Raw genomic sequence first — 23243 nt, 5'->3', positions numbered from 1 at the left:
CGCGTTGCCACAAAGGGGAATAGAATAAAGATGCTTAAAGGATCGGCGAAGGAGGGGATGGGAAAATAAGTGTAATGGAACCTTCTACGTACGAACAACTGAATAGAAGTCGACCTCAGGAAGAAATTCCTGATATATTCCCGGTAGGGAAAGGTTTTCGACGGAATGGTCGAAATGCCAGAAAGTGAAGAGGGGCGCAGAGTAAAATGAGCGTCCCTCTTGGTTTTATTGGGGAACTGTGTATATAAAATAAAGACCAGCCAGGAGAATGAGAACGCCGCAAATGTTATTAACGATAGTGAGCCCTTTTGAGTGTTCATCCCATTGAAGAAATTTAGAAACGAAATCTGCTGATGTTCCGGCAATAACGATGACAGAGCAGTGTCCCAGAGCATAAAACACCACTAGTGAGAGAGCGAAAACTAAATTGACAGCGGCAGTTTTTATGGTTAAGGCCAGCAGAGGGGCTACATAGGCAAAACTACAAGGGCCGAGGGCCAGGCCAGAGACAATTCCAAGAATAAGAGCTCCTGAAAGTCCTCTGTTTTTGCCCGCCTTAATCTCTTTTTGTCCAAACCAGGGAATTTGAATGACTTTGAGAAGGTGGAGGCCGATGAGAAAGAAGACACAGGCCACAATGTAGTTTGTATATTTGCCAATATCTGTCATTAAAATTCCCGTGGAGGTAAGCACCATGCCAACAAGGGCAAGATTAACGAATATTCCACTGGAAAAGGCCAGGGAGATTGTAAAAGCACTAGCACTTTTTTCAGTTCGGGTGCTTTCGATATACCCTACCACAAGGGGAATGGTCACCAAGTTGCAAGGACTTAAGAGTATGCTGAAAACGCCCCATACAAAAGCTGCTGTCAAGGCCAATCCGCTAGAAGCATGGAGGCTGCTGTAAATTGACTCAAATATTTGCTGCATGTTGGCCTCCTCGCCTACTTTGATGTCAGAGTTATTCCATACTCTTCCAATTTTATAATAATCTCTTCCAAAGACAGGTAGCCTACTTCTTTCCCTAAGATGTTACCATTCCCATCTTCAAAAACCAGGGTAGGAACATATCTGACCTCATATTTTTGAGCTAACTCTGAATTTTGCATTACATCTACCCTTTCCACGCGAACCTGATCACCATATTGAGCAGAAAAATCGTCCAAAACTTTGGACATCTGAACACACGCTGGTCAGCCTGCCGCACTAAGATCTATAATGACTGGCAGGGCTGTAGGCGCTTCTGCTATGATCACATTGTGCTCCTTTTGTTGTCTTCCGTTTTCCCGTATGTAAAATGTTCCTCCAATTGCTAGAAGGAGTATTGTAATGATAATAACATTTCGCATTTTCACAGAATATGCACCTCCGTTTTTATGATCTTGATTATACGGGACTTTGGGTACCCGTCAAGGGTATATGATCCCTATTGTAGTCTTTTTTACCGCAAAAATTTGATATGATACCGTAAAAAAGATAATTAATGTTCTTGGAACGGGTGGGAGGCTGGCCATGAGCTTTAAAGAACTGAATTCTTTAGCGCTGGAAAAGAAAGAATATCTTATTGCGTTACGTCGTAGGATCCACGAAAATCCGGAGCTGGACTTTAATTGTGAAAATACGGCAAGGCTTGTCGAGAAGGAACTCGATGACCTTGATATCCGCCACTTCCGAGTGGCGGGAACGGGTGTCGTTGGCGTGCTTCAAGGGGGTAATGGAGGCAAAACCGTAGCCTTTCGGGCGGATATGGATGCTTTGCCGGTTTATGAGGCCACAAAGGCTGTCTATGCTTCAAAAGTAGAAGGACGAATGCATGCGTGTGGACATGATGTTCATACTGCCTCTCTTCTTGGAACAGCATCCCTTCTTGCGGCCATGAGAGAAAAATTCAGTGGAACTGTGAAGTTCTTTTTTCAGCCTGCCGAAGAAACAAATGGCGGAGCTCTCCCCATGATAGAAGAGAAAATAATGGAGGCCCCAAAGGTGGATGCGGTCTTTAGTCTTCATTGTGATCCTGGGTTGGAAGCTGGAACCATTGGCATTGGCTACGGTAAGTTCAGGGCCGCTTCTGATATGTTCCATATAGTTATCCATGGTTCAGGGAGTCATGGAGCTGAGCCCCACAGGGGGATTGATGCGGTGGCTGTAGGATCAGAGATGGTAGGCGCCCTTCAGCACATAGTGAGTCGGCGTACTTCTCCTTTTGACCCTGTGGTGGTTACTGTAGGTTCTTTTCACGCCGGAACGGCAGGAAATATTATTGCGGACAGAGCTGAGATGAGGGGTATTATCCGAACAATGGATCCCGATACCCGGCTCTTTGTTAGAGCGCTCCTGCGCCGTGTCGCCCAGAATATTCCTGATGCTCTGGGTGCTATAGGAGAGATCTCTTTTACAGAAGGGTATCCTAGCCTTGTGAATGATGAGGATATGACACACCTGGTAGCGGCGTGTGGGCGAGAATTGTTGGGGGACGACAGGGTCCACGTGATGAAAGAGCCTAACATGGGAGTTGATGATTTTGCCTATTTTCTTCAAAAAGCGCCGGGATCATATTTTCTTTTAGGTACGGGCAACACAGAAAAGGGATTGGTTCATCCCCTGCACAGCCCTTTTTTCGATGTAGATGAAGCCTGCTTGCCAGTGGGATCAGCGCTAATGGCAGCAGTGGCTCTTCGTTTTCTTGAAGGTAGATAGAATAGTGGCAAAAAAGGATTACCAGAAGAAATCAAAGAGCATTCCCACAGGAAAACCGTAAAGCTTTTTATTGGCGTATCGTGCATAGAGTTTTCGTTTGGCTTCATCCAATGCCGGGGATGTAATGCCTGTCCGCATGGAAAGAGAGGCCTCTACAAAGGCAGAGAACTTATCGCATGCTTCGATAACTCTGCCGTCTATAGGGTTTTGCTCATCATTGTTCAGGGTTTCTTCTATTTCTTCAGACTGAAGAATCTGGGGAGATGAGTTATCTGCGGGCCAAATGCGATTTAAGAATTCATCTTCTGTAAAATAGCGAATCTCCCTTCGCCATTCAAAGGGAATCAAGGGGTAAACTTTTTCTTCCATGGCCTGACGTTCGTATTCCTTAATAAGGTCATCAAGTCCCTCCACTGAGTTTTTTACGGGAGAAATAATATCACGGGTGAGAACCTCTGGAAGGTCGTGGAAAAGCCCACCGAAGAAATCATTGTAGCTTCGCCTGGGACAGGCTCCTATTTCCAGGGCTATAAAATATGAAAGGATAGCAACTATAAGCAGGTGTCCCAGAACAGATGTTTCCGGGATCCTGGGGGTTTGAGCCCAGCGTTTTTGAAAACGCAGCTGCCCCACAAGAGCAATAAAACCATAGATCCCCTTTTCTGTATCAGGGAGTTCACGGTTCATTAACATAGTCTGTACCGCGCCGAGTTCGCGGTGTTCTTCTATTTGCCTGTTTATTTCGTCCTTTGTAGCGTCTATGCCGTAAAGAGGGCGGCTCCATTCGTAAATATAGTCAAATTCCCACTTTGTTGCGAGATAATGGGCTGCCCGCAGTATTTTACGCTCCCGGTTAGAATCGGGATCTGTCAGAAGGTAGTGGCTGAAACGGTTGAAAAGAGCGGGGGAAAGGGCTTCCAGATCGTTTTGCAACCGTTCCACAACCCATAAGTTCAATTTATCCCGTTCTTTTTTATGGGCCATCAGTTTATGGAAAACAGGTGGTTTTATGTCGGTGAGGATAACTCGGTGGAGAAATTCAAAGATACCTCCCTCGATCAAGGATTGCCAATGAAGAGATTTTCCACGATCCTCTTCATGTCGAGCAATAACATAAGCGATGATCATTTTATGGGCCTGTTTTGCCAGCTCTGTAAATTGAACGGGCCGAGGGTGATCGTTCCACCTTTCAATGCTTGCGGCAGCAAATATTTTTTCGATAAGTGACCTGCTGATCATACAGGCGCCACTCCTCCCCATAGAATCATTCATTAATCTTCTGTCCTTCGAATTATAACACTTCGCAGAAGCCTGTTCTTCTCCCCCCTCCCTCTCTTTTCAAGTTTGTCAATTTCTTGCTCCGGAATCAAGTCAGTTGGTGGACTGAAGTACAATTCGCCCGGCGAGATATCCAGCTCCGAGGCCGTTGTCTATATTGACTACCGAAACGCCGGTGGCACAGGAGTTGAGCATGGTTAGCAGGGGAGCTACCCCGCTAAGGTTGGCTCCGTAACCGGTGCTGGTTGGCACTCCTATAACCGGACAGGAAACGAGGCCTGCCAGGACGCTGGGGAGAGCCCCTTCCATTCCTGCCACAGCGACTATTGCCAGGGAGGACTGAAGGGTTTCAATATGGGCAAGCAGACGATGGAGTCCCGCGATGCCGATGTCGTACAGTCGTTTTGGGGCGCACCCCATATATTCTGCTGTTACTGCCGCTTCTTCTGCGACGGGGATGTCGCTGCTTCCTGCGCTGACCACTGTGAGGCCTGTAACAGTTGTTTGTGTTTCCCGGCGTTTTATGCCGATCATCTTGGCCTTTTCGTGGTAGTATGCATCGTGAAGTATAGAGAGAACTACCTCATATTGATGGGGCGCGGCTCGGGAAAAAAGAACATTTTCTTTTGTATTTGCAAGAGCGCGGGCAATATTCTCAAGCTGTTCATCACTTTTGCCTGGACAATATACGATTTCAGCGAAACCCTTACGGAGGGCGCGATGGGTGTCTAGTTTTACCTCTCCCAGATCCTGAAAAGGCAAACTCTTTATTTTCTGGATAAACTGGTCTGTGTCGAGAGTGCCGTCTATCAATTGACGAGTTAGTTTCTTGAGTTCTTGATCATCCATTTTAATCACCAAAACTTTCCTGTTTGGAATATATGCAAATGATTGTACTTGATCTGAAGAGCATAAAACAAGGAGGCGCTTCATATGGCAGAAAAGGTGTTCAGGGCCTTTTCCTTCTTTCATGAATTGAATGAAAGAAAGGATGTGTCTATTTTATGGATACCGCTCCGCGCGGAAAGGATCCGTGTTGCCCCCTATCATTTTTTGCTTCTCGACTATCATCTCATTCCTAGGCAGAACCATTCTCTCGCCAAAGGGTATTGTGACGAGTTCTTTGGCCTTCAGGAATTGACCCTTTTCCGAAAATTTATGACAGAGGAGCGTCAAATTATTGTTGAAGCTGAAGAATACACATTGCCCCTTTTATGGAAAGATGAAAACGAAAATCCTTATTACCCTATTCGATGCCACCCAGATTGGGAAAAAGTTATTTCTGTAAAGGGTAATGAAGTTATAGATCTTCCCTTTGAAGTGGATGGGTACTGGGAGATATTGAAATGAAATAAAGAAGAAATGGCGAAGATGTTTTACCATCTCTTTCTTTGAGGCCGTCCCTTTTAGGGGCGGCCTCTTTTTAATTAGCATTTATGAAAGAAATTCTGCCCTCATTTCTTCGCGAAAAAACGAATCGAGGAAGGTTCGAAGAGCTGCTCGTGCCAAAATACGAGCTCCTGTTTTCAGGGTCTCCCTGGCTTCGGGAGTTGTCACAGCCTCAGCAAAAGCTCTTGTATGGTGAGGCGTTGGCACTTGGGTAATGGCAAGTAACGGCTGAAGGGCGGGACAGTGTTGACTCACATTGCCCATGTCGCTGGAGCCTCCAGGTCCGGGAGCGCTCACTGTATCAACTCCACATTCTTTAAATATTTCTTCCATCATCTCTTCCGCAGTATGGTTTGGACGCATCTCATCAAAACTGAATTCCACATTTTCCCACTGTATCGACGTTTCACTGGCCATAGCCGCGCCTTTCGCGCAGTTAAAAGCTTTTTCCAAAACTCTATCAAGATACGTTCTCTCCATGGCTCTAAAATAAAATTTAGCAGAAGCTCTGTCTGGAACTATATTGGGAGCTTCTCCTCCGTGGGATATGATGCCATGCATTCGAACGGTTGGTTTCACATGCTGTCGAAGCATGTCAATGGCGTGAAAGAAAAGCTGCACCCCATTGAGGGCGTTCCGTCCCTCCCATGGAGCGCCGGCAGCATGGGCAGTTTGCCCCTTAAAAGTAAATTCAATGGCGTCCATGGCCAGGGATCGGTACTGCACATAGTTTGTGGTGTCATTGCAGTGGATCATCATGGCCAGATCCATGGAGTCAAAAACGCCATTTTTTGCAAGTGTGACCTTTGCGCCATTTGTTTCTTCCGAAGGGGTTCCAATGACGTAAAGAATGCCGGGAATTCTTTCAAGGAGCGGAGAGAGGGCGAGCCCGGCAAGCAGGGTCATGCCGCCATGAAGGCAGTGACCACAGCCATGGCCTATTTCAGGCAAAGCGTCATATTCTGCCAGAAGGGCCACAGACGGTCCCCTTTGCCCTCTTTGAGCGTTAAAGGAAGTCGGTATATTGCAGTATGGATAAGTTATTGCGAATCCGCTCTTCTCAAGCATGTCTTTCATTCGCCGGCTTGCTTCGTATTCCTGTCCCCCCAGTTCTGGATGGGAGGCCATGTAGAGGTTCAGATCCCAGACTGGATCTATATTTTTTTCTATGGCTTCGTCAATGAGGTCTGTATAATCACTGTAGTTTTTCATAGAAGCGCCTCCTTTTTATGTAAGAAAATCCTATCATATATTCCTCTTTTGCTCTTCTTGAGATTTCAAAGTAAAATTAGCACTGATTAGCGATGTTTTTGAACTTGGGACTCTTGATCTGGAGAATGGAGGGCTGAGATGGTTATAAGGTTAGAAAATGCAATATGGGACAGGCTTCAAGAAGATTGGGACAAACCGGTCTTGTGGTGGAGCGAAGAGTGGTGGACAGGCCAGAAACTTGGGGAATTGACAATTGAGTGTAAGAAAAAACTTGAAGATGAGGGTTTTGGCAAGGGTCATCGTTTGGCAGTGATGATGCCGAACTCTCCTATGGTTTTGGCACTTTCCCTTGCAGTGTGGTCTTTAGGGGGAGCTATTGTTCCCATTAATACAAAAGCCGGAGTTCCTACTTCCATAGGAATTCTAGAGCTTGTAGATCCCTTTGCTGTTGTGCTTGGTGCCGAAATGGAGGATTTAGAGCAAGCCCTTACAGAACATTCCCTAACCTGGTGTCTCTCTCCTCTCGACGCGCCCTTTACGGCTATTGCCGGGCGTCCTTCTCTGGCTGGAAAAGAAGACCTTGCCGTAATTTTTGCCACGTCAGGGACTACAGGCCTTCCCAAGGCGGTCCCCCTTTCTCATGGGAACCTTATGCATAATGCTCAGACTGTTTTCAAGGAGCTGACAGAACTGAAAGAAGGGGATATCCTTTTGAATGTCCTCCCCAATTTCCATTCCTTTGGTTTCACGGTGGCAGGGCTTATGCCCCTTATCTGCGGCATGAAACAGACAGTATTGCCTTCTTTCATGCCCCCTCATAAAACTCTTGAGACTATATGTGTGTCTCAGACCAATGTGTTGATCATTGTTCCTACAATGTTAACCTTCCTTACCTCTTCCATTGATCATGGAGCTCCTTGCCCAAAGGGTGTGAAGCTTATCGTAAGCGGAGGAGACAGACTCAACGTCCAGCTGGATAAAAAAGTGAAGGATTACTTTGGTGTCGGGGCCCTTGAAGGGTACGGCCTGACAGAGTGTTCTCCAGTTGTTTGTGTCAATCCATCTTATGAGCGGCGCAAGCTCGGGACAGTGGGGCCCTTTATCTCTGGTTACGAATGGCGTTTGACTAACGAAGCAAAAGAAGATGTAACGTTAAAAAGAGAGGGGATCCTATGGGTTAGAGGGGCTTCGGTGACGTCTGAGTACTTTAGAGATCCGGATAAATCCGCAGATCGCTTTGACGGCGACTGGTTCAACACGGGAGACTATGTGCGTATTGATAACGAAGGGTATGTACAGATCCTTGATCGTGTGACGGATATTATCATTGTTGGGGGTTTTAATGTATATCCTCAGGAGGTAGAGGCTATTCTGCAAACTCATCCTGCCGTTGAACAGGCAATTGTTGTGGGTATTCCTCACCAGGTCAATGGAGAAGTGCCCAAGGCGTTTGTAAAAAAAACCCAGGGGATGGATCTGACCCAAAGAGAAGTTATTGAATTCTGCAAGAAACATCTTGCCCACTATAAAGTGCCAAGAAGCGTTGAGTTTATGGATACTTTTCCTCTTTCCAACACGGGGAAGGTGTTACGCCGTCTTCTAAAGAAAGAAGCTTGTACCCGATCATAAATATAAAGGGCGGTCCGGCAATTGTCCTGGACCGCCTTTCTCTCCGAATTTAATTTCAAGTTTCTAAAAAGCTCTGAAACCTACAACGTCTTCCCTTATAGCCATATATCGTTTTTTCGTAATATCCATATGCCCTTTTTCCATATCTTTAAGTTTTCTGAAAATTAGAGCTGCTTCTCCTGAAGATTCTTTTTCTAGGCGCTCATAGAATTCCATGGCTTTCATTTCTGAAAGATAGGCTGCCCCGGCAATCCGCAGAAGGGAGGTGACTTCGCCAAAGTCCTTTGTCTGTACCTTGAGCTCAGGTGAAACGACCATATTGGGATCAATGGGGCACTCCTCTCCATACATTTTCAAATAGAGCTTTCTCAGATCGTCTTCATGGTTTTTTTCCCATTCGGCAAGCTCCAATAGTTCTTTTTTAAGATATTCTTCTGCGACGTGGTTAGCCCAGAGTGTATAAAAGTTTTTAGCCTCGATCTCAGCATGAATCCCGTATCTGAGCGCTTCTTTCATTTCAAAAGATTTCTCACTCATCCAGACCCCTCCTGTCTAAACCAAAACGTTATATTGTAAAGCAATTATACACTTATCATCTTGGTTCTACAATAAAAGCTCATGAGATAGAAATAGTGTATGATCAAAATACCGTAAGTAGTATGGAAAAGGAGGTAAAAGATGGGTAAAAAATTAGACTCAGTCGTCGTTACCTTCTCAGCGAACTCCGAAATCCGTGAGAGAATAGAACATCCCCTTGATTCTTGGGCCCATGTCCTTTATTTAGAAGATTTCCATGGATCTGCAAGGCGGCAGGTGTTACAGAATGCCCATGTACTTCTTTCCTTTTTCTTTAACAAAGAGATCGAGAGGGAAGAGTACGATTTTTTAAAAAAAGTCGGTCTCCTGCAAACAATTTCTACAGGTGTAGATTACCTTCCCTTTTTAGATATCCCTTCCCATATTGCCATAGCCTGTAATGCTGGGGGATGGGCGTACCAGATCGCTGAACATGTATTGGCCATGACCATGGCGCTGGTAAGGCGCTTGGTACCTCTCCATGAGAAATTGGCTCGGGGCGAATTTGATAAGGATACATGGTTGTTAAGAAACCTCAAGGGGATGACAGCGGGTATTGTGGGGTATGGCGGCATAGGCCGCAACACTGCGAATCTCTTCCGGGCGTTGGGAATGAGAATTATGGCCATCAATACCAGTGGCCGAACCCAAGATACAGTAGATTACGTCGGGACGTTAGAAAATTTGCCCTATGTATTGCAAGAAGCCGATGTAGTTGTTTTGACGCTGCCCCTTACAAAGCAGACCAAAGGGCTCATTGGGGGAGAACAACTGTTGATAATGAAAAGAGACGCAATTCTTATTAATGTGGCCAGAGCCCCCCTTATTGTTGAGAAAGATCTCTATGAGCATTTACAGCGGTTTCCAGATTTTCAGGCTGGAGCGGATGTCTGGTGGAATGAACCCACATGGGGGAGGGGCGAGTTTCAATTGAACTATCCATTTTTCGAACTTTCGAACTTCCTTGGATCTCCCCATAACTCAAATTATGTAGCCGGAGCTATGGAGGACGCATGCCAGGCTGCCGCGGAAAATGTACTTCTCTTCCTTCGTGGAGAACCATGGCATGGGAAAATCCGTCGTGGAGACTATATGGATATAGATAAAAAATGTAAATTTTAAGGAGAGGGAGTTTGGTGAGAGGCGGGAATATTAGCCATCAGGAAATGGCAGGATCTCTTCTGGTTCTTTTCGCTGGCGTTTTCTGGGGTACCTCTGGTACGGCACAGGCCTTTGCACCGTCTGGGGCTTCTCCCTTTACTGTGGGAGCTATCCGTATTACAGGCGGAGGCATATTTCTTTTCATCTTGTTGATTTTTCGAAAAGGCCTCTCATGGTTGAAGGGAGGATGCCCCCTAAAGGTTCTTCTTCCCGCATCCTTGGGAATGGCAGGTTTTCAGTTTTTCTTTTTTGTGGCTATTAAAATGACAGGAGTGGCAGTAGGAACAATGGTGGCTGTTGGCGGCGCACCCATGTGGGCAGGTTTGTTGGGTTATATTATTTATAAGGAGCCGCCGGAGAAAATGTGGTATTTTTCCACTTCACTGGCTGTAATAGGGTGTGTTTTGCTGAGTGCCGGCGGGGAAGGTTTACAGACAAGTCTGCCCGGTATTTTTATGGCCTTTTCCGCAGCTTTTTCTTATGCCCTTTGCGGTATGGGGTTGAAAGGCCTTCGATTTCTTTATGGTCCGATAGAAAGTGCCGCTCTTACTCTTTGCGGAGGTTCACTTTTTCTTTTGCCCCTGCTTTTTTTCTTTGATGTTTCCTGGCTGACACAATGGCGTGGAGTGGGTGTTGCGCTCCACCTTGGTATTGTTGCAACAGCCCTGCCTTATTCTCTTTTTTCCATGGGAATTGGAATCGTTCCCGTAGCAAAGGCTTACACCCTTACTCTAACAGAACCCTTGACAGCATGTATCCTGGGAGTGTTGCTTTTGGGTGAACGCCTTTCTTTCACTTCGATTGCCGGAATCTTTTTTATCTTTTCCGGGTTGGCCTTGCTTTCCTTGAAGAAGAAAGGCGAAATTAAAGATAATGGTGGCTAGTTAAATCTCCTTCGGTGGATAGTGTGATTACTCTATAATAAGCGGAGTCAATCAACGTCCCTGCGTTTGTGAAAATAGGTAAAGTGGATATTATTCGAGAAAGGCCGGTGAGAGCGGTGACGATGTTGAAGATTGCTACTTTTAATGTTAATTCAGTTCGGAGCAGAATGCATATATTGTCTCAATGGCTTCATGATAATAGAGTGGATGTTCTCTGTCTGCAAGAAACAAAGACTGAAGACCAGTTCTTTCCAGCCTCAGAATTCGAAGCTCTGGGATATGAGGCGGTTTTTAAAGGTGAAAAGGCTTATAACGGAGTAGCCCTTTTAAGTCTCCATCCCATCATGAATCCCCATTTCGGATTAGAAGATGGAGAAGAGCCTGATCCTGCCACTCGTATCGTGCGGGGAACAGTTCTGGGAGTTCATATAATAAACACCTATGTTCCACAGGGTAAATCTATAGATCATTCCGATTATCAGTACAAAATGCGTTTTTTCGATCGGCTGAAGACCCTTTTTGATAGAGAGTACTCCAAAGCAGACGATCTATTATGGGTAGGCGATATGAATGTTGCCCCTACGGATATAGACGTGACCAATCCTGGTAACAAGAGGGATCATGTTTGCTTTCATGAAGACATAAAAAAGAAGTTTGAAGAAATAAAAGCCTGGGGTTTTATAGACGTCTTTAGAAAATACCGGCCAGGAGAAGGAGAGTTTTCCTTTTTTGATTATAGGGTTAAAAATGCTTTAGAGCGAAATATCGGCTGGAGAATAGACCACATTTTAGCTACTTCTTCCCTTGCCCATCGATCAGAAGACTGTTATGTAGACAGAGGTCCGAGAGGTTGGGAAAAACCTTCTGATCATGCTCCCGTTGTTGGTGCTTTCAATATTGATGAATAGAGTGGTGATTGGCTCATGTATCGTCCCTGTATTGAAATTGATCCTGAAATAGAGGATTGGTGCTATCCTCCGTCTATGGAGGCCCTTGATTTTGTTTCGGAGGGAAGTCACCTTTACGGCGTGATCTATATAGCCCAGGGGATACCTCCTCATCCGACCATTCTGTTTCTTCATGGTTTTCCGGGCACAGAAAAAAATTTAGATCTTGCTCAGGTGCTAAGGCGGGCGGGGTTCAACACCGTGGTTTTCTCATATAGGGGGTGTTGGGGAAGCCAGGGCTTTTATTCTTTTTCCCATGTTATCTCTGACTCTATTAACGCCGTTCGTTACTTGCAAAGTGATTTCGCCCAGAAGAATTATGGGGTAGATCCCGAACGCATTCTCATCTTTGGGCACAGTATGGGTGGGTTTGCCATGGCTAAAGTTGCCGATGCCATGCCGGGTATACGGGACTTTTGTTTTATTTCAGGATGGAATCTTGGATTTGATGGAAAAAATGGTTTAAATGATTCTGAGAGCCAGAAAAAACTTGATCTATTATTGAAACTCGGCGCTCCTCCGCTCCATGGAACCAATAAAGAAGCATTGCTTGAAGAAATTCGCTGTCACTTACATGACTGGGACATAGTGAACTCTGCTTCTTCCTTTATCAACCGCAATATTCTTGTTTTAGGGGCGAAAAACGACAACATCACACCCTTGCGGACAAATCATGCCCCCTTCGTAGAAGCTCTCAGAAAATATAACAATGAAGGGACAAAAGAAATAATAATGAATACGGATCATTCCTACTCTGACTGTCGTGTAGCCCTGGCCGGGCATATTTTAGACTGGCTTGAAAGCCTTGGTTATTGACTGCACCTGATCAAGATTGCTTCCGTGGAATGATTTTTAAAAAGATGCCTTTCGGGGCATTTTTTTATATTTGAATACGAGGTGAGCATGTGATATAATCTCATTATATAAAATAACGTTCTCATGTTATGAGAAGAGGTGATGTGGTGCCTGCTAAGAAATCTGCACCTTCTTTTAAAAGCCTTCATCGTGCCCTGGCTATTCTTTCTAGTTTTTCCTTTAGTCGCCCGAGGCTTTCGGCATCTGATATTGCTTCCTATACGGATATTCCTAAATCTACTGTGCATCGTTTTTTACGAATTTTTGTGGAGCAGGGATTTTTAGAAGAAACAGAGTCACCAGGGCTGTTTGCTCCAGGACTTAAACTTTTTGAGCTTGGGAACATCGTTCATCAAAATCTTGATGTTCGGCTAAGCGCTAAATCTCCTATGGACTGTCTGGCAAAAGCGTACAACACAACAGTGCACTTAGTAATTCGAGACAGGGATGAGGGTGTATACGTAGAAAAAGTGGAGCCAGTGGGGCAACATGTTCATTATTCCAACATTGGCAAACGAATTCCCCTTTATTGTACCGCAGCAGGGAAAATACTTCTTTCAGATTTAACTGATGAGGCTATTTTTAGCCTTCTTCCTTCTCGACTTCCTTCCCTTACCCCCCATACTATTGTGGAAAGGGAAGTTTTGCTCAATGAGATCCATAAGGTGCAAGAAAAGGGCTGGGCGGAAGACAACCAGGAGCTGGAGCTGGGATTGTGCTGCGTAGCTGTGCCTATAAAAGATCATCAGGGACACATCGCGGCCGCCATGAGCACTTCTGGCCTGGCTGCTTCTTTCGGTCCAGAAAGAAAAAGTGAACTTATTAAGGGATTGCAAGGGGCCTCAATGGAAGTTTCAAGGCAGCTTGGCTTTCCCTGATCATTCAAATGAACTAAGGAGGCGAGTAATTATGGCAAAGAAAAAAGGACGTTTGGAATTTGTCAAAATGAAACAGAGTGGCGACAAAGTTGCATGGGTTACAGCTTACGACTTCCCAACGGCTTCATTCGCAGAGCAGGCAGGCATGGACATGATCCTCGTGGGAGACTCTCTCGGGATGGTTGTTCTTGGATACGAAGGTACGATTCCTGTGACTATGGATGACTGCATTCGCCACTGCCAGGCAGTCCGCCGCGGAGCCCCCAACACCTTCTGCGTAGGGGATATGCCCTTTTTGTCCTATCAGATCTCTGATGAAGATGCAGTAAGAAACGCAGGCCGATTTATGAAAGAAGCAGATATGGATGCTGTAAAACTTGAAGGCGGGCGTCGGGTTATCAGCCGTATCAAAGCTCTGGCCGATGCTGGCATTCTGGTAATGGGACATATTGGCCTGACTCCACAGAGCTCTGGTCAGCTTGGCGGATTCAAAGCTCAGGGACGGGATCCCGAGAGCGCAAGAGAGCTGATTAGAGATGCCTTGGCCATACAGGAGGCGGGAGCCTACTCTATACTCCTTGAGGCTATTCCACCAGAGTTGACAGAATATATTGCAAAGAAACTTGAGATTCCTGTGTACTCCATAGGAGCAGGTGCGCCTTGCGACGGCCAGCTTCTGATCTGCGGAGACATGTTAGGTCTTTTTGAGGCTTTCACCCCGAAATTTGTTAAGAAGTATGCTAATTTGGCAGAAGAAGAGATTCGAGCCTTTAAGGAATATGTTGAAGACGTGAAGACTGGAAAATTCCCCACAGATGACCACGTGTACCACATTCTGCCAGGCAAAGAAGAAGAATTTGCTGCCATGCTTAAGGAGTTCGAATAAGAACATACCTATAAGATAGAATAAAGGCGGTCAGGCATTTAATGCGGGGCCGCCTTTATTGAAAAGGAGGAGCTTTATGAAATTCTCTCAGCGGATTTGTTCAATGCAGGCTTCGCCTATCAGGAAACTGGCTCCCTATGCCGCAGAAGCAAAAGAAAAAGGGAAAAAGATATATTTTCTTAATATTGGGCAACCTGATATTAAGACGCCGCAAGCTTTTTTTGATGCGGTAGGGAATTTTAAAAACGAGGTTCTGGCCTACGGTTCTTCTGAAGGCGATACCCGACTCATAGATGCTATTTGTAATTATTATAAAGATTATGGTGTGGAGCTTGGAAGAGAGCATGTGTTCATTACAGCAGGAGCCAGCGAAGCCATTGTCTTCGCCTTTGCGGCTCTTTGTGATCCGGGAGATGAAATATTGGTTCCCGAACCCTTTTACGCCAACTACAATCCTTTTAGCCAATGTGTAAGCGCCAAGATTGTGCCCATTACTACACGGGCAGAAGAAGGGTTCAGGCTCCCATCTGTTGAAAGCATGGAAGAAAAAATTACCCCGCGTACAAAAGCCATAGTTATGTGCCACCCAGGAAACCCAACAGGGATTGTTTACACTAGGGAAGAGATGGAGCGAGTCGCTGCTTTAGCTCGTAAACACGATTTCTTTATCATCGCAGACGAAGTGTACAGGGAGTTTGTGTATAACAATCTTGAGTACGTCAGTTTTGGGAACTTGAAAGATGTGGAAGACCGTGTCGTTATTTTAGATTCCGTTTCAAAGCGATACAGCGCATGCGGCGCCCGGATTGGTTGTGTTATCAGTAAGAATAAGGAGCTTATGGCTCAGATTCTTAAACTTTGCCAAAGCCGCACCAGCCCTCCCACCCTTGACCAGGAAGGTGCCGTTGCCCTTTATTCCACCCCTAAATCCTATCTGCAAGAAGTGAACAAAGAATACGAGAAACGAAGAGACATCATGTACCGGGCACTCAAAGATATGTCAGGTGTGATTTGTGAAGAGCCTAAAGGCGCTTTCTACATGATGGTAAAACTCCCCGTGGACAATGCTGAAAAGTTTATTGTATGGATGCTTCAGGATTTTGATCTTAATGGAGAGACTGTTATGGCGTCTCCAGGTGAGGGCTTTTATGCAACGCCGGGGTTAGGCAGAGACGAAGTCCGCCTGGCCTATGTCTTGAAAGAACAGGATTTGTCCAGGGCGATGGAGATTCTAAAAGCAGGGCTCGAAGCTTACCCTGGAAGAACGGCGCCAGTTATAGCAAACTAGCAAAATTTTTTGTGCAACCGCTTGCATTAAATCTTTTTTCCTGTTACACTTTCTCAGAACATTTGAGGAGGATATGAGTATGACGGGAGTAAGGGGTTTATTCATTGCGGAAAGAAATAGATTGAACAAGGCCATGGGCCGTGAAAACGGCTTGTGGCCTTGTTTTTTGTTCTGTCAGGAAAAGGGGGATGGGAATGGCTCTTATTGAAAAAGCAATTGTTCTGTCAGAAGGAGATATGGAACGCATCCTTCGCCGAATCGCTGTAGAAATAGTGGAAAGGAATAAAGGCCTTGAGGATGTGGTGCTTTTAGGTATTCAGCGTCGAGGCGTTTATTTGGCTGGCCGCCTTCGCAGCATTTTGAAGGAAACAGAGGGAGTAAAGGTTCCCGCTGGAGAGCTTGATATCACCCTCTATCGAGATGACATTACAACATTGCAAGAACAGCCCATCGTGCATAGCACCTCTATTCCGGTAGATATTGCGGGGAAAAAACTTGTTCTTGTTGATGATGTGCTTTATACAGGCCGAACCATACGGGCAGCCCTTGACGCCCTGATGGATCTGGGGCGGCCTGATCGAGTGCAGCTTGTTATCCTCGTAGACCGGGGGCATAGGGAGCTTCCCATTCAGGCGGACTATATAGGTCGAACTGTTCCAACGTCTAAGGCTGAAACAGTTGAGGTTAGGGTCAGGGAGCTTGATGGTGAGGATAAAGTAGTGATTTGTGAAAGAAACGGGGGAGTAGCGTGATGCAGTGGAGGCATAGGCATCTTATTTCTCTTGAAGACTGGACAAGAGAAGAGCTTGAGTTCTTTTTAGGCCAAGCGGACTATATGGAAGAACTGATGAACCGTCCCATAAAAAAAGTTCCCGCTTTGCGAGGGAAGATGATCGTCAATTTCTTCTTTGAAAGTTCTACGCGAACAAGGGTTTCTTTTGAGCTCGCTGAAAAGATGCTTTCGGCAGACGTGGTCAACTGGTCTACTTCGGGATCAAGCGTGAGTAAAGGGGAGACTATGAGGGATACGGCCTGGACCCTTGAAGCCATGGGGGCTGATGCAGTGGTAATACGTCATTCGGCCGTAGGAGCGGCAGACTATCTGGCCAGAAAGCTTCATCGGGCCTCAGTTTTTAACGCGGGAGACGGAACAAATGGACATCCCACCCAGGCTTTATTGGATCTTCACGCGGCACGGCGCCGTTTTGGCAAGCTTGAGGGAAAAAGAATGGCTATTGTTGGCGACGTTCTTCATAGCCGCGTAGCTCGAAGCGACATTCAGGCCTTTAGTAAGATGGGAGTGGAAGTTGTTCTCTCCGGACCTCGTACATTAATGCCTTTGTACCATAACGAACTCGGAGCCGCTTACGAGCCCGATCCTAAAAAGGCCGTTGCAGGAGCCGATATGGTATATCTCCTCAGAATTCAGAAAGAGCGGCAGGAAGAAGGGTTGATACCCTCTATAGACGAATATCACAGACGATATGGAGCTACAGAAGAACTTGTTGCTCTGGCAGATGCCAATGCGGTGGTAATGCATCCTGGTCCCATCAACAGAGAGGTGGAAATAGCCTCATCTGTGGCAGATGGCGATAGGAGCATTATTTTGAAACAGGTTCGAAGCGGTGTCGCAGTTAGAATGGCGCTGCTTTATTTGTGTCTGGGAGGTGTACGCAATTGATCTTACTGAAAAACGCTCGCGTTTTTGATGGAAAAGAACTCAATGAAGAAAGCGCGGATGTATTGCTGAAGGGGACCACAATAGAGAAAATAGCACCTTCTATCAATATGGAGGAAGGAATGCAGGTTATAGATCTTGATGGGAAAATACTTGCCCCAGGGTTTATTGACCTTCATGTACACTTCAGAGATCCTGGTTTTGAATGGCGAGAAGATATAGAGAGCGGTTCGAAGGCCGCCGCCGCTGGAGGGTATACTACGGTTGTAACCATGCCAAACACTGACCCTGCTGTAGATACACCGGCCCTCGTAAAGTACGTATTTGAGAGGGGGCGCCAGGCCGGGGGCGCCAGAGTTTTGCCGGGAGCCTGTGTCAGTAAGGATAGAAAGGGAGAATTGCTGGCAGAACTAGGGCTTTTGCGTGAAGCCGGGGCAGTTCTTTTCACTGAGGATGGCGCCCCGGTTCGTACGTCCAAGCTTCTTCGTACAGCTCTTCTGTACTGTAAAGATATCGGTGCCATCATTATGGAGCACCCGGAGGAAATATCCCTCACCGAAAAGTGCCAGGTCAATGAAGGGCGAATTTCATCTCTGAGCGGCTTGAAAGGTTTTCCCCACTCCGCTGAATATATTGACATTGAGCGTGGAATAGCTTTATGCCGAGAGACAAAAGCCCCAATCCACTTCACCCATGTAAGCACATCTCTTGCTTTCAAGGCCATAGCAGAGGCAAAAAATGAAGGGTTGCCGGTAACGTGTGACGTAACCCCCCATCATCTCTCCCTTGATGAAAACAATGTTATCGTGAGCCGATATCATTCCGTATATAAGGTCAATCCCCCCCTTCGCAGCCGGGAGGATGTAAAAGCTGCGTGGGCAGCAGTAGCTGACGGCACCATTGATGCCATAGTTACCGATCATGCGCCATGGCATGAAAACGAAAAAGACCTCCCTTTCGAAGAGGCCCCCTTTGGCATTGCTTCCCTTGAGTGCTCTGTGGCCGTAGTGCTTGATACATGGCTCAAAATGGGGAAACCTGTTTCTTTGTCCAGAGTCCTTGAACTCTTCACATCCGGACCAGCGGCTATCCTTCCAGAAGAGTGGCGAGGCCTGGGGCATATCGCTGAAGGCGCCGTGGCGGATTTGACGGTTATCGACCTTGACGAATCAAAGGTGGTTGACGTGTCCACCTGGAAAAGCAAGGCCCGCATGACACCATGGAATGGGGAAATCCTGACTGGTTGGCCGGTCATGACCTTCATTGAGGGCCGATTGTTTGATGGGGGAGGGAGTTATGGAGAGAATTGACCATAACGGGACAATTTTAAAGGTAAGACTTATCAGTTCAGAAGTTATAGAAGTGGTGCTTCATTGTCCAGCTGTCGCCCTTTCTGCGAAGCCTGGCCAGTTTGTCATGCTTAGGCTGCGGGGAGTTCTTGACCCCCTGTTAGGGCGTCCTTTCGCTATAGCTGCTACTGAAGCGGAAACTGTGACACTCCTGGTCCAGGTTGTTGGCAAGTTTACACATCTTTTAAAGACACTTCCACCGGGGACAAAAGCGAATTTGCGCGGCCCCATGGGGAACGGGTATCTAGAGAGGCCATCGGATAAAAAAATTATTTTTGTTGCTGGAACAGTGGGGGCTGCCCCCCTTCTTTTTGCCTTGCAGTCTTTTCCTGAGCTTAAGAAAAGGGAGTTTGTTCTTGGAGTTCCAGGAAAGGGCTGGGGAGGTTTTGTCAGTTATGTAGAAGAGAAAACACAAAATATAAAGGTTTGTTCAGACGATGGAACTCTTGGAATCAAAGGAAACGCTCTTGCGGCATTGCCAGAAACCCTTGGTAATAATGAGGAAATATGGGCCTGTGGCCCTCTTCCCATGCTTAAGGCCATGGCCCGGAAGTACATAGAACAGGCAGGTCAGGTGAGGGTCAGCCTTGACATGAAGATGGCTTGCGGTATCGGCGGGTGTCTAGGGTGCGTTATTTCCACTGATAAGGGGCCTAAGCGTGTATGCGTTGATGGTCCTTTTTTCATGGCAAAGGAGGTCGACTGGAATGACATGGAGTAGGCTCTCAGACACTCTAGTTGGCATTCCTCTTAAAACGCCGGTAATTATTGCTTCAGGGGTCTGGCCCTACGATGCGGATCTTTGGGATAAAAACAATCTGGATGGTGTTGGTGCTATTTGCACAAAGGCGGTGAGCAATAAGTCAAGGCGAGGCAATACAGGAGTGAGGGTATGGGAAACATCCTGTGGCCTGTTGAATAGTATCGGTCTTCAAAACACTGGTGTTCACGACTTTCTGCAGAATGCTCTTCCCGTGATCAGAAAAGGTGGAATGCCTTTTTTTGTGAACGTTGTCATGGAAAGTATAGAAGAAACGCAGGAAACTCTGAAGGCCCTGGCTGAACATGATGACATTATTAAAGGAGTAGAATTGAACATATCCTGCCCCAACGTGGATGGCGATGGAATGGCATGGGGAGTTTCTCCGGAAAGTACGGCACAGGCGGTTGCGGCATCCCGATCAGTGTGGCAGGGGTCTCTTCTTGTAAAATTGACTCCCCAGTGCCACGATCCTTATGGCGTCGCACTGGCTGCTGAAGCTTCGGGGGCAGATGGGCTGGTCGTTGCGAACACCTGGCTGGGTATGGCTATTGATATTAATCAGTGCCGGCCTGTTTTTAACAGAACCTTTGCAGGTTTTTCAGGGCCGGCGGTTTTTCCCCTTGCATTACGGCTGGTCTGGCAGGTCTGCGAAGCCACCTCTCTCCCGGTTATTGGCTGCGGGGGTGTTTCCACGTGGCAGGATGCTCTATCTATGATCCTTGCTGGAGCGAGTGCCGTAGAGCTGGGAACAGCTATGTTTGTGCATTCAGATATGCCGCGGTCTATTTGCAAGGGGCTGGATGCCTACCTTGAAGGCCATAAGATTGATCATATTCGTGAATTAAGAGGTAGGGCCCAAGCTCGGAAAGGAGTTTTTTAAATGGAGGAGAAAGGCCAGGAGCGTCTCATATTGGCCCTTGACGTAGAAAACCTGGAGGAAGGCCGTCTTTTGCTTGGGGTTTTACAGGGCGAGCTGCGATACATAAAAATAGGACATCAGCTCTATGCAAAGGGGGGACTCCCCTTTATTAGAGAAGTAATGTCTATGGGCTATAAGGTGTTTCTGGATCTGAAAATGCACGATATTCCCAACACTGTCCGCATGGGGGTTGAGGCTTTGGCCAATGAAGGCATTTGGGCCCTTACCCTTCATGGAGCAGGAGGAGGGGCTATGCTTGAAGAGGCTTGCAACGGCCGGGACAATGTTGGTGGAGAAATGATCCTTTTAGGAGTTACTGTATTGACAAGCATGAATAATGAGCTTTGGCAGGAAGTCACTCCAGGATGTTCTATGGACCATGCCCTTAGAGCCAGATCCACTGTCTGTGCTGAAGCAGGTATTGATGGTCTTGTCTGCTCTCCTCTCGATCTGCCCATTATTAATGAAACGAGGGGGAAAGAGCTTATAAAGGTGGTGCCGGGAATCCGTCCTTCAGCGACAGGGGATGATCAGGCCCGTACAGCGACCCCCAAAGGTGCTATTATAGCAGGAGCAGATTTTCTTGTAGTAGGCCGTCCTATTTTAAAAGCTGAAAATCGTCTGGAAGCTCTACGTAACATACTGAGCGATATAGGGGAGGGGTTGCGATGGAAAGAGGATTAGTAGAAGAGCGTATTCAAGAAATGATGCGCGATAGCGGGGCCCTTCTAGAGGGGCATTTTCTTCTTACTTCTGGTTTGCACAGTGCTTTTTATTTGCAATGCGCCCTTCTTTTACGTTTTCCAGCCTATGCTGCTTTTGCAGGAAAAGAAATAGCCCGCTTAGTTCAAAAACTCCAGCCTACTGTGGTAGTGGCCCCGGCCATTGGTGGACTCATTATTGGCCATGAAGTTGCGAGAGCTTTGGATATCCCGTTCATTTTTTGTGAAAGAGAAGATGGGAAAATGCGTCTTAGACGTTTTCCTTTCCCCGAAAAAGCTGGAGTTGTTGTAGTTGAAGATGTTATCACAACAGGGGGGTCTGTGGAAGAGGTAGGCACCCTCATGGAAGAAAAGGGAGCGAAATGGCTGGCAACGGCTTGCATCGTCAACCGCAGCGGTGGAAAACATATTTTGCCCCATGATCCCCTTTCCCTTTGGAATCTTTCTTTTCCAGTTTATAGTCCGGAAGAGTGTCCCATGTGCTCTAAAGGAATTCCCTGTGTAAAGCCTGGGAGCCGAAAATAAAGAAAAAATCCAAACGATAGAAGATGTTCTCAGTGAAGGATTGGAGACAGAGCCCCAAGCACGTACAATAAATAGACCTTAAAGGAATACGGAGGCTTTTATGAAGAAAAAGCTTTTTATTGCGCTTGTCTGTATTGCCTGTACAGTGGTATTGTTCGTGGGTTTTACAAACAACAAACCAACTGATCGTTTCCAAGAAGGACCAGCAGGAACAGAATTCCTGCTAGCCAGGGCCGATAAAGCTTTAGCTCTGGCCGAAATTGTAAAAAGCGCGGGAGATTCAAATGTAGAAGGGCTTGACGAGGAATCTAAAGAAATCGTACAAACAATATTGCAAGAAGTTGAAAGCAAACGTCAGCAGCTTTTCAATGTGCGGATAAAAGTTTCTCCTGCTGCAGACACGAAACTTCTTCAGGATTTGGAGGAAAAAGTGATTGCCCTTGAAAATGAACTTGCCCCCCTAGTTCACTGATAAGAAAGGAGAAGTATGGAGTGCGGCCAGAAACCCTTGAGATAGCAAGAAGAACAAATAGCGTATTACGACAATACATGAACATTCAGAACGACCTTTTCAAACCTTCTCTTCGAAAATTAATACGTCTTCCCGGGATTTATACCCCCGTAGACTACCAGGGGAATCGTTTGGCCCTCACCGCTATTTCGGTAGAACTTGAGGACATTAAGCGCTCCATAAGGGATTTTCGTCCAGACAATGAATCGGAGGACGGAAAATTTCTCATTCTTCAACGAGCCTATGTTTCAGGAATGGCCAGAGCAGTTTCTTGTGTAAAACTCATAACTGAAAAACTCTATCAAAGAAGTATGGGAAACAAGGAATATTCAAAAAAAGACTATGGAGAAGACATCGAGGTCTTTAAAAAAGTCGAACTAGAATTTCTTGAAATAGGGTTGAAGTTAAACAAAATAATCCATGAGAAACAGCAGAGTCGTTAGTTCTTTAAATTTTAATATTTATTTCGATAGAATTTTGTTGTATAAATCGTAAGCTTCTTGGCTAAAGCATACGAAAATGACCTTTTCCAGTCTTGAGTCTTTTTGGATAAAAGAAGAAACCTCCCTTATGGCTATCTGAGCGGCCTGATCAAAGGGATAACCATAGACCCCGCAGCTTATCGATGGAAATGCAACAGATTTACATCCATTTTCCACGGCCAGTTCGAGACTTTTACGGTAACAGGAGGCCAGCAGATCGGGTTCCCCCTTTGTGCCTCCCCTCCAGACTGGACCTGGTGTATGGATAACGTATCGTGCAGGCAAACGGTAGCCCTTTGTTATCTTTGCATCCCCTGTGGCGCATCCGCCAAGGGTACTGCATTCTTCAAGAAGCTCCGGCCCGGCGGCTCTGTGAATAGCTCCATCAACGCCACCTCCGCCAAGAAGAGTGGTGTTTGCTGCATTAACTATGGCATCAACTTCAACTTTTGTGATATCGCCTTTTAACAATTCAATTTTTTCATTCATAATCCATCCCTCCCGATACAAAATTATATCTCAACATCAATACCTTATGTTATAAGCACTGTTTTCACAGTTAAAGTCAGCCCCTTGCGTCAAAAGGGCAACGGAAAAAGGCCATGAAGACTTTT

At 46.2% G+C, this 23243-nt stretch carries 27 protein-coding genes; 19 read left to right on the top strand and 8 right to left on the bottom strand.

Features of this window, described 5'->3' with window-relative positions; genetic code table 11:
* Positions 1 to 225 precede the first annotated feature (225 nt).
* The 3 genes from AMICO_RS08255 to AMICO_RS10195 are packed head-to-tail and all read right to left on the bottom strand — an operon-like array spanning position 226 to position 1355.
* Positions 226 to 930 (bottom strand): cytochrome c biogenesis CcdA family protein, encoded by a 705-nt coding sequence (locus AMICO_RS08255; RefSeq protein ID WP_013048997.1) that lies wholly within the window; start codon positions 928 to 930, stop codon positions 226 to 228.
* A gap of 14 nt (positions 931 to 944) precedes the next feature.
* Positions 945 to 1178 carry a thioredoxin family protein gene (locus AMICO_RS08250; RefSeq protein WP_041459380.1) on the bottom strand — a complete coding sequence of 78 codons (234 nt, stop codon included), beginning with the start codon at positions 1176 to 1178 and terminating at the stop codon, positions 945 to 947.
* A gap of 15 nt (positions 1179 to 1193) precedes the next feature.
* Complete coding sequence (locus AMICO_RS10195) at positions 1194 to 1355, bottom strand: hypothetical protein (protein WP_169302821.1); 162 nt, start codon at positions 1353 to 1355, stop codon at positions 1194 to 1196.
* A gap of 157 nt (positions 1356 to 1512) precedes the next feature.
* On the opposite strand from AMICO_RS10195, the gene AMICO_RS08245 reads away from it, so the two are divergent.
* Positions 1513 to 2697, top strand: coding sequence for a M20 metallopeptidase family protein (locus tag AMICO_RS08245; protein ID WP_013048995.1), 1185 nt, complete (start codon positions 1513 to 1515; stop codon positions 2695 to 2697).
* A gap of 18 nt (positions 2698 to 2715) precedes the next feature.
* On the opposite strand, the gene AMICO_RS08240 is transcribed toward AMICO_RS08245, so the two are convergent.
* Together AMICO_RS08240 and larB are read right to left on the bottom strand one after the other, a co-directional pair.
* Complete coding sequence (locus tag AMICO_RS08240; RefSeq protein WP_013048994.1) at positions 2716 to 3936, bottom strand: HD domain-containing protein; 1221 nt, start codon at positions 3934 to 3936, stop codon at positions 2716 to 2718.
* A 132-nt stretch (positions 3937 to 4068) separates the two neighbouring features.
* On the bottom strand, positions 4069 to 4824 hold the full coding sequence (gene larB, locus AMICO_RS08235; protein WP_041459675.1) for a nickel pincer cofactor biosynthesis protein LarB: 756 nt from the start codon (positions 4822 to 4824) through the stop codon (positions 4069 to 4071).
* Positions 4825 to 4908: 84 nt separating this feature from the next.
* On the opposite strand from larB, the gene AMICO_RS08230 reads away from it, so the two are divergent.
* Entirely contained in the window at positions 4909 to 5325 is a 417-nt protein-coding gene (locus tag AMICO_RS08230; RefSeq protein WP_013048992.1) for a hypothetical protein, read from the top strand.
* An 84-nt stretch (positions 5326 to 5409) separates the two neighbouring features.
* On the opposite strand, the gene AMICO_RS08225 is transcribed toward AMICO_RS08230, so the two are convergent.
* Positions 5410 to 6576 (bottom strand): M20 family metallopeptidase, encoded by a 1167-nt coding sequence (locus AMICO_RS08225; protein ID WP_013048991.1) that lies wholly within the window; start codon positions 6574 to 6576, stop codon positions 5410 to 5412.
* A 138-nt stretch (positions 6577 to 6714) separates the two neighbouring features.
* Between AMICO_RS08225 and AMICO_RS08220 the strand changes: the two genes are divergently transcribed.
* The gene (locus tag AMICO_RS08220; RefSeq protein WP_013048990.1) at positions 6715 to 8205 is read left to right on the top strand and encodes an AMP-binding protein; all 1491 of its coding nucleotides are present in this window, start codon (positions 6715 to 6717) and stop codon (positions 8203 to 8205) included.
* A gap of 63 nt (positions 8206 to 8268) precedes the next feature.
* Here AMICO_RS08220 and AMICO_RS08215 read toward each other — a convergent pair whose 3' ends face one another.
* On the bottom strand, positions 8269 to 8742 hold the full coding sequence (locus tag AMICO_RS08215; protein ID WP_013048989.1) for a ferritin family protein: 474 nt from the start codon (positions 8740 to 8742) through the stop codon (positions 8269 to 8271).
* 141 nt (positions 8743 to 8883) lie between these two features.
* Between AMICO_RS08215 and AMICO_RS08210 the strand changes: the two genes are divergently transcribed.
* The 16 genes from AMICO_RS08210 (at position 8884) to AMICO_RS08135 (ending at position 22590) form a co-directional block, all read left to right on the top strand.
* Positions 8884 to 9903 carry a 2-hydroxyacid dehydrogenase gene (locus tag AMICO_RS08210; protein WP_013048988.1) on the top strand — a complete coding sequence of 340 codons (1020 nt, stop codon included), beginning with the start codon at positions 8884 to 8886 and terminating at the stop codon, positions 9901 to 9903.
* A gap of 14 nt (positions 9904 to 9917) precedes the next feature.
* Positions 9918 to 10826, top strand: coding sequence for a DMT family transporter (locus AMICO_RS08205; RefSeq protein WP_013048987.1), 909 nt, complete (start codon positions 9918 to 9920; stop codon positions 10824 to 10826).
* Positions 10827 to 10948: 122 nt separating this feature from the next.
* Positions 10949 to 11734 (top strand): exodeoxyribonuclease III, encoded by a 786-nt coding sequence (xth, locus tag AMICO_RS08200; protein WP_013048986.1) that lies wholly within the window; start codon positions 10949 to 10951, stop codon positions 11732 to 11734.
* A gap of 15 nt (positions 11735 to 11749) precedes the next feature.
* Positions 11750 to 12589, top strand: coding sequence for an alpha/beta hydrolase family protein (locus AMICO_RS08195; protein WP_013048985.1), 840 nt, complete (start codon positions 11750 to 11752; stop codon positions 12587 to 12589).
* Positions 12590 to 12735: 146 nt separating this feature from the next.
* Positions 12736 to 13506 (top strand): IclR family transcriptional regulator, encoded by a 771-nt coding sequence (locus AMICO_RS08190; RefSeq protein ID WP_013048984.1) that lies wholly within the window; start codon positions 12736 to 12738, stop codon positions 13504 to 13506.
* 31 nt (positions 13507 to 13537) lie between these two features.
* Entirely contained in the window at positions 13538 to 14392 is an 855-nt protein-coding gene (gene panB, locus AMICO_RS08185; RefSeq protein ID WP_013048983.1) for a 3-methyl-2-oxobutanoate hydroxymethyltransferase, read from the top strand.
* A 76-nt stretch (positions 14393 to 14468) separates the two neighbouring features.
* On the top strand, positions 14469 to 15680 hold the full coding sequence (locus tag AMICO_RS08180) for a pyridoxal phosphate-dependent aminotransferase (protein ID WP_013048982.1): 1212 nt from the start codon (positions 14469 to 14471) through the stop codon (positions 15678 to 15680).
* A 194-nt stretch (positions 15681 to 15874) separates the two neighbouring features.
* On the top strand, positions 15875 to 16432 hold the full coding sequence (gene pyrR, locus AMICO_RS08175) for a bifunctional pyr operon transcriptional regulator/uracil phosphoribosyltransferase PyrR (RefSeq protein ID WP_013048981.1): 558 nt from the start codon (positions 15875 to 15877) through the stop codon (positions 16430 to 16432).
* Positions 16432 to 17361, top strand: a complete 930-nt coding sequence (locus AMICO_RS08170) for an aspartate carbamoyltransferase catalytic subunit (RefSeq protein WP_013048980.1) — start codon at positions 16432 to 16434, stop codon at positions 17359 to 17361. Before pyrR ends, AMICO_RS08170 begins: the two co-directional genes overlap by 1 nt.
* Positions 17358 to 18668, top strand: a complete 1311-nt coding sequence (locus AMICO_RS08165) for a dihydroorotase (protein ID WP_013048979.1) — start codon at positions 17358 to 17360, stop codon at positions 18666 to 18668. Before AMICO_RS08170 ends, AMICO_RS08165 begins: the two co-directional genes overlap by 4 nt.
* Positions 18655 to 19428, top strand: coding sequence for an iron-sulfur cluster-binding protein (locus tag AMICO_RS08160; RefSeq protein WP_013048978.1), 774 nt, complete (start codon positions 18655 to 18657; stop codon positions 19426 to 19428). Before AMICO_RS08165 ends, AMICO_RS08160 begins: the two co-directional genes overlap by 14 nt.
* Entirely contained in the window at positions 19415 to 20350 is a 936-nt protein-coding gene (locus AMICO_RS08155; RefSeq protein ID WP_013048977.1) for a dihydroorotate dehydrogenase, read from the top strand. Before AMICO_RS08160 ends, AMICO_RS08155 begins: the two co-directional genes overlap by 14 nt.
* Positions 20351 to 21073, top strand: coding sequence for an orotidine-5'-phosphate decarboxylase (pyrF, locus tag AMICO_RS08150; protein WP_013048976.1), 723 nt, complete (start codon positions 20351 to 20353; stop codon positions 21071 to 21073). It abuts the gene before it with no gap.
* Positions 21058 to 21636: an orotate phosphoribosyltransferase gene (gene pyrE, locus AMICO_RS08145; RefSeq protein WP_013048975.1), complete on the top strand. Its 579-nt coding sequence runs from the start codon at positions 21058 to 21060 to the stop codon at positions 21634 to 21636. Before pyrF ends, pyrE begins: the two co-directional genes overlap by 16 nt.
* A gap of 100 nt (positions 21637 to 21736) precedes the next feature.
* Positions 21737 to 22108, top strand: coding sequence for a hypothetical protein (locus tag AMICO_RS08140; RefSeq protein WP_013048974.1), 372 nt, complete (start codon positions 21737 to 21739; stop codon positions 22106 to 22108).
* Positions 22109 to 22128: 20 nt separating this feature from the next.
* Entirely contained in the window at positions 22129 to 22590 is a 462-nt protein-coding gene (locus tag AMICO_RS08135) for a hypothetical protein (protein ID WP_013048973.1), read from the top strand.
* A gap of 18 nt (positions 22591 to 22608) precedes the next feature.
* On the opposite strand, the gene AMICO_RS08130 is transcribed toward AMICO_RS08135, so the two are convergent.
* Entirely contained in the window at positions 22609 to 23118 is a 510-nt protein-coding gene (locus AMICO_RS08130; protein ID WP_013048972.1) for an O-acetyl-ADP-ribose deacetylase, read from the bottom strand.
* Positions 23119 to 23243 lie beyond the last annotated feature (125 nt).

The sequence above is a fragment of the Aminobacterium colombiense DSM 12261 genome, assembly GCF_000025885.1.
Lineage (GTDB): Bacteria > Synergistota > Synergistia > Synergistales > Aminobacteriaceae > Aminobacterium > Aminobacterium colombiense.
Note: the sequence above shows the minus strand (reverse complement) of the source record. Positions and strands in the feature narration are given on the sequence as shown.

Coding starts and splice junctions, on each gene's coding strand:
- larB (WP_041459675.1), bottom strand. CDS start 4,824: ATGGATGATCAAGAACTCAAGAAACTAACTCGTCAATTGATAGACGGC.
- panB (WP_013048983.1), top strand. CDS start 13,538: ATGGCAAAGAAAAAAGGACGTTTGGAATTTGTCAAAATGAAACAGAGT.
- AMICO_RS08225 (WP_013048991.1), bottom strand. CDS start 6,576: ATGAAAAACTACAGTGATTATACAGACCTCATTGACGAAGCCATAGAA.
- AMICO_RS08245 (WP_013048995.1), top strand. CDS start 1,513: ATGAGCTTTAAAGAACTGAATTCTTTAGCGCTGGAAAAGAAAGAATAT.
- AMICO_RS08220 (WP_013048990.1), top strand. CDS start 6,715: ATGGTTATAAGGTTAGAAAATGCAATATGGGACAGGCTTCAAGAAGAT.
- AMICO_RS08250 (WP_041459380.1), bottom strand. CDS start 1,178: ATGTCCAAAGTTTTGGACGATTTTTCTGCTCAATATGGTGATCAGGTT.
- AMICO_RS08170 (WP_013048980.1), top strand. CDS start 16,432: ATGCAGTGGAGGCATAGGCATCTTATTTCTCTTGAAGACTGGACAAGA.
- AMICO_RS08130 (WP_013048972.1), bottom strand. CDS start 23,118: ATGAATGAAAAAATTGAATTGTTAAAAGGCGATATCACAAAAGTTGAA.
- AMICO_RS08155 (WP_013048977.1), top strand. CDS start 19,415: ATGACATGGAGTAGGCTCTCAGACACTCTAGTTGGCATTCCTCTTAAA.
- pyrR (WP_013048981.1), top strand. CDS start 15,875: ATGGCTCTTATTGAAAAAGCAATTGTTCTGTCAGAAGGAGATATGGAA.
- AMICO_RS08140 (WP_013048974.1), top strand. CDS start 21,737: ATGAAGAAAAAGCTTTTTATTGCGCTTGTCTGTATTGCCTGTACAGTG.
- pyrE (WP_013048975.1), top strand. CDS start 21,058: ATGGAAAGAGGATTAGTAGAAGAGCGTATTCAAGAAATGATGCGCGAT.
- AMICO_RS08180 (WP_013048982.1), top strand. CDS start 14,469: ATGAAATTCTCTCAGCGGATTTGTTCAATGCAGGCTTCGCCTATCAGG.
- pyrF (WP_013048976.1), top strand. CDS start 20,351: ATGGAGGAGAAAGGCCAGGAGCGTCTCATATTGGCCCTTGACGTAGAA.
- AMICO_RS08230 (WP_013048992.1), top strand. CDS start 4,909: ATGGCAGAAAAGGTGTTCAGGGCCTTTTCCTTCTTTCATGAATTGAAT.
- AMICO_RS08240 (WP_013048994.1), bottom strand. CDS start 3,936: ATGATCAGCAGGTCACTTATCGAAAAAATATTTGCTGCCGCAAGCATT.
- AMICO_RS08215 (WP_013048989.1), bottom strand. CDS start 8,742: ATGAGTGAGAAATCTTTTGAAATGAAAGAAGCGCTCAGATACGGGATT.
- xth (WP_013048986.1), top strand. CDS start 10,949: ATGTTGAAGATTGCTACTTTTAATGTTAATTCAGTTCGGAGCAGAATG.
- AMICO_RS08160 (WP_013048978.1), top strand. CDS start 18,655: ATGGAGAGAATTGACCATAACGGGACAATTTTAAAGGTAAGACTTATC.
- AMICO_RS08210 (WP_013048988.1), top strand. CDS start 8,884: ATGGGTAAAAAATTAGACTCAGTCGTCGTTACCTTCTCAGCGAACTCC.
- AMICO_RS08195 (WP_013048985.1), top strand. CDS start 11,750: ATGTATCGTCCCTGTATTGAAATTGATCCTGAAATAGAGGATTGGTGC.
- AMICO_RS08255 (WP_013048997.1), bottom strand. CDS start 930: ATGCAGCAAATATTTGAGTCAATTTACAGCAGCCTCCATGCTTCTAGC.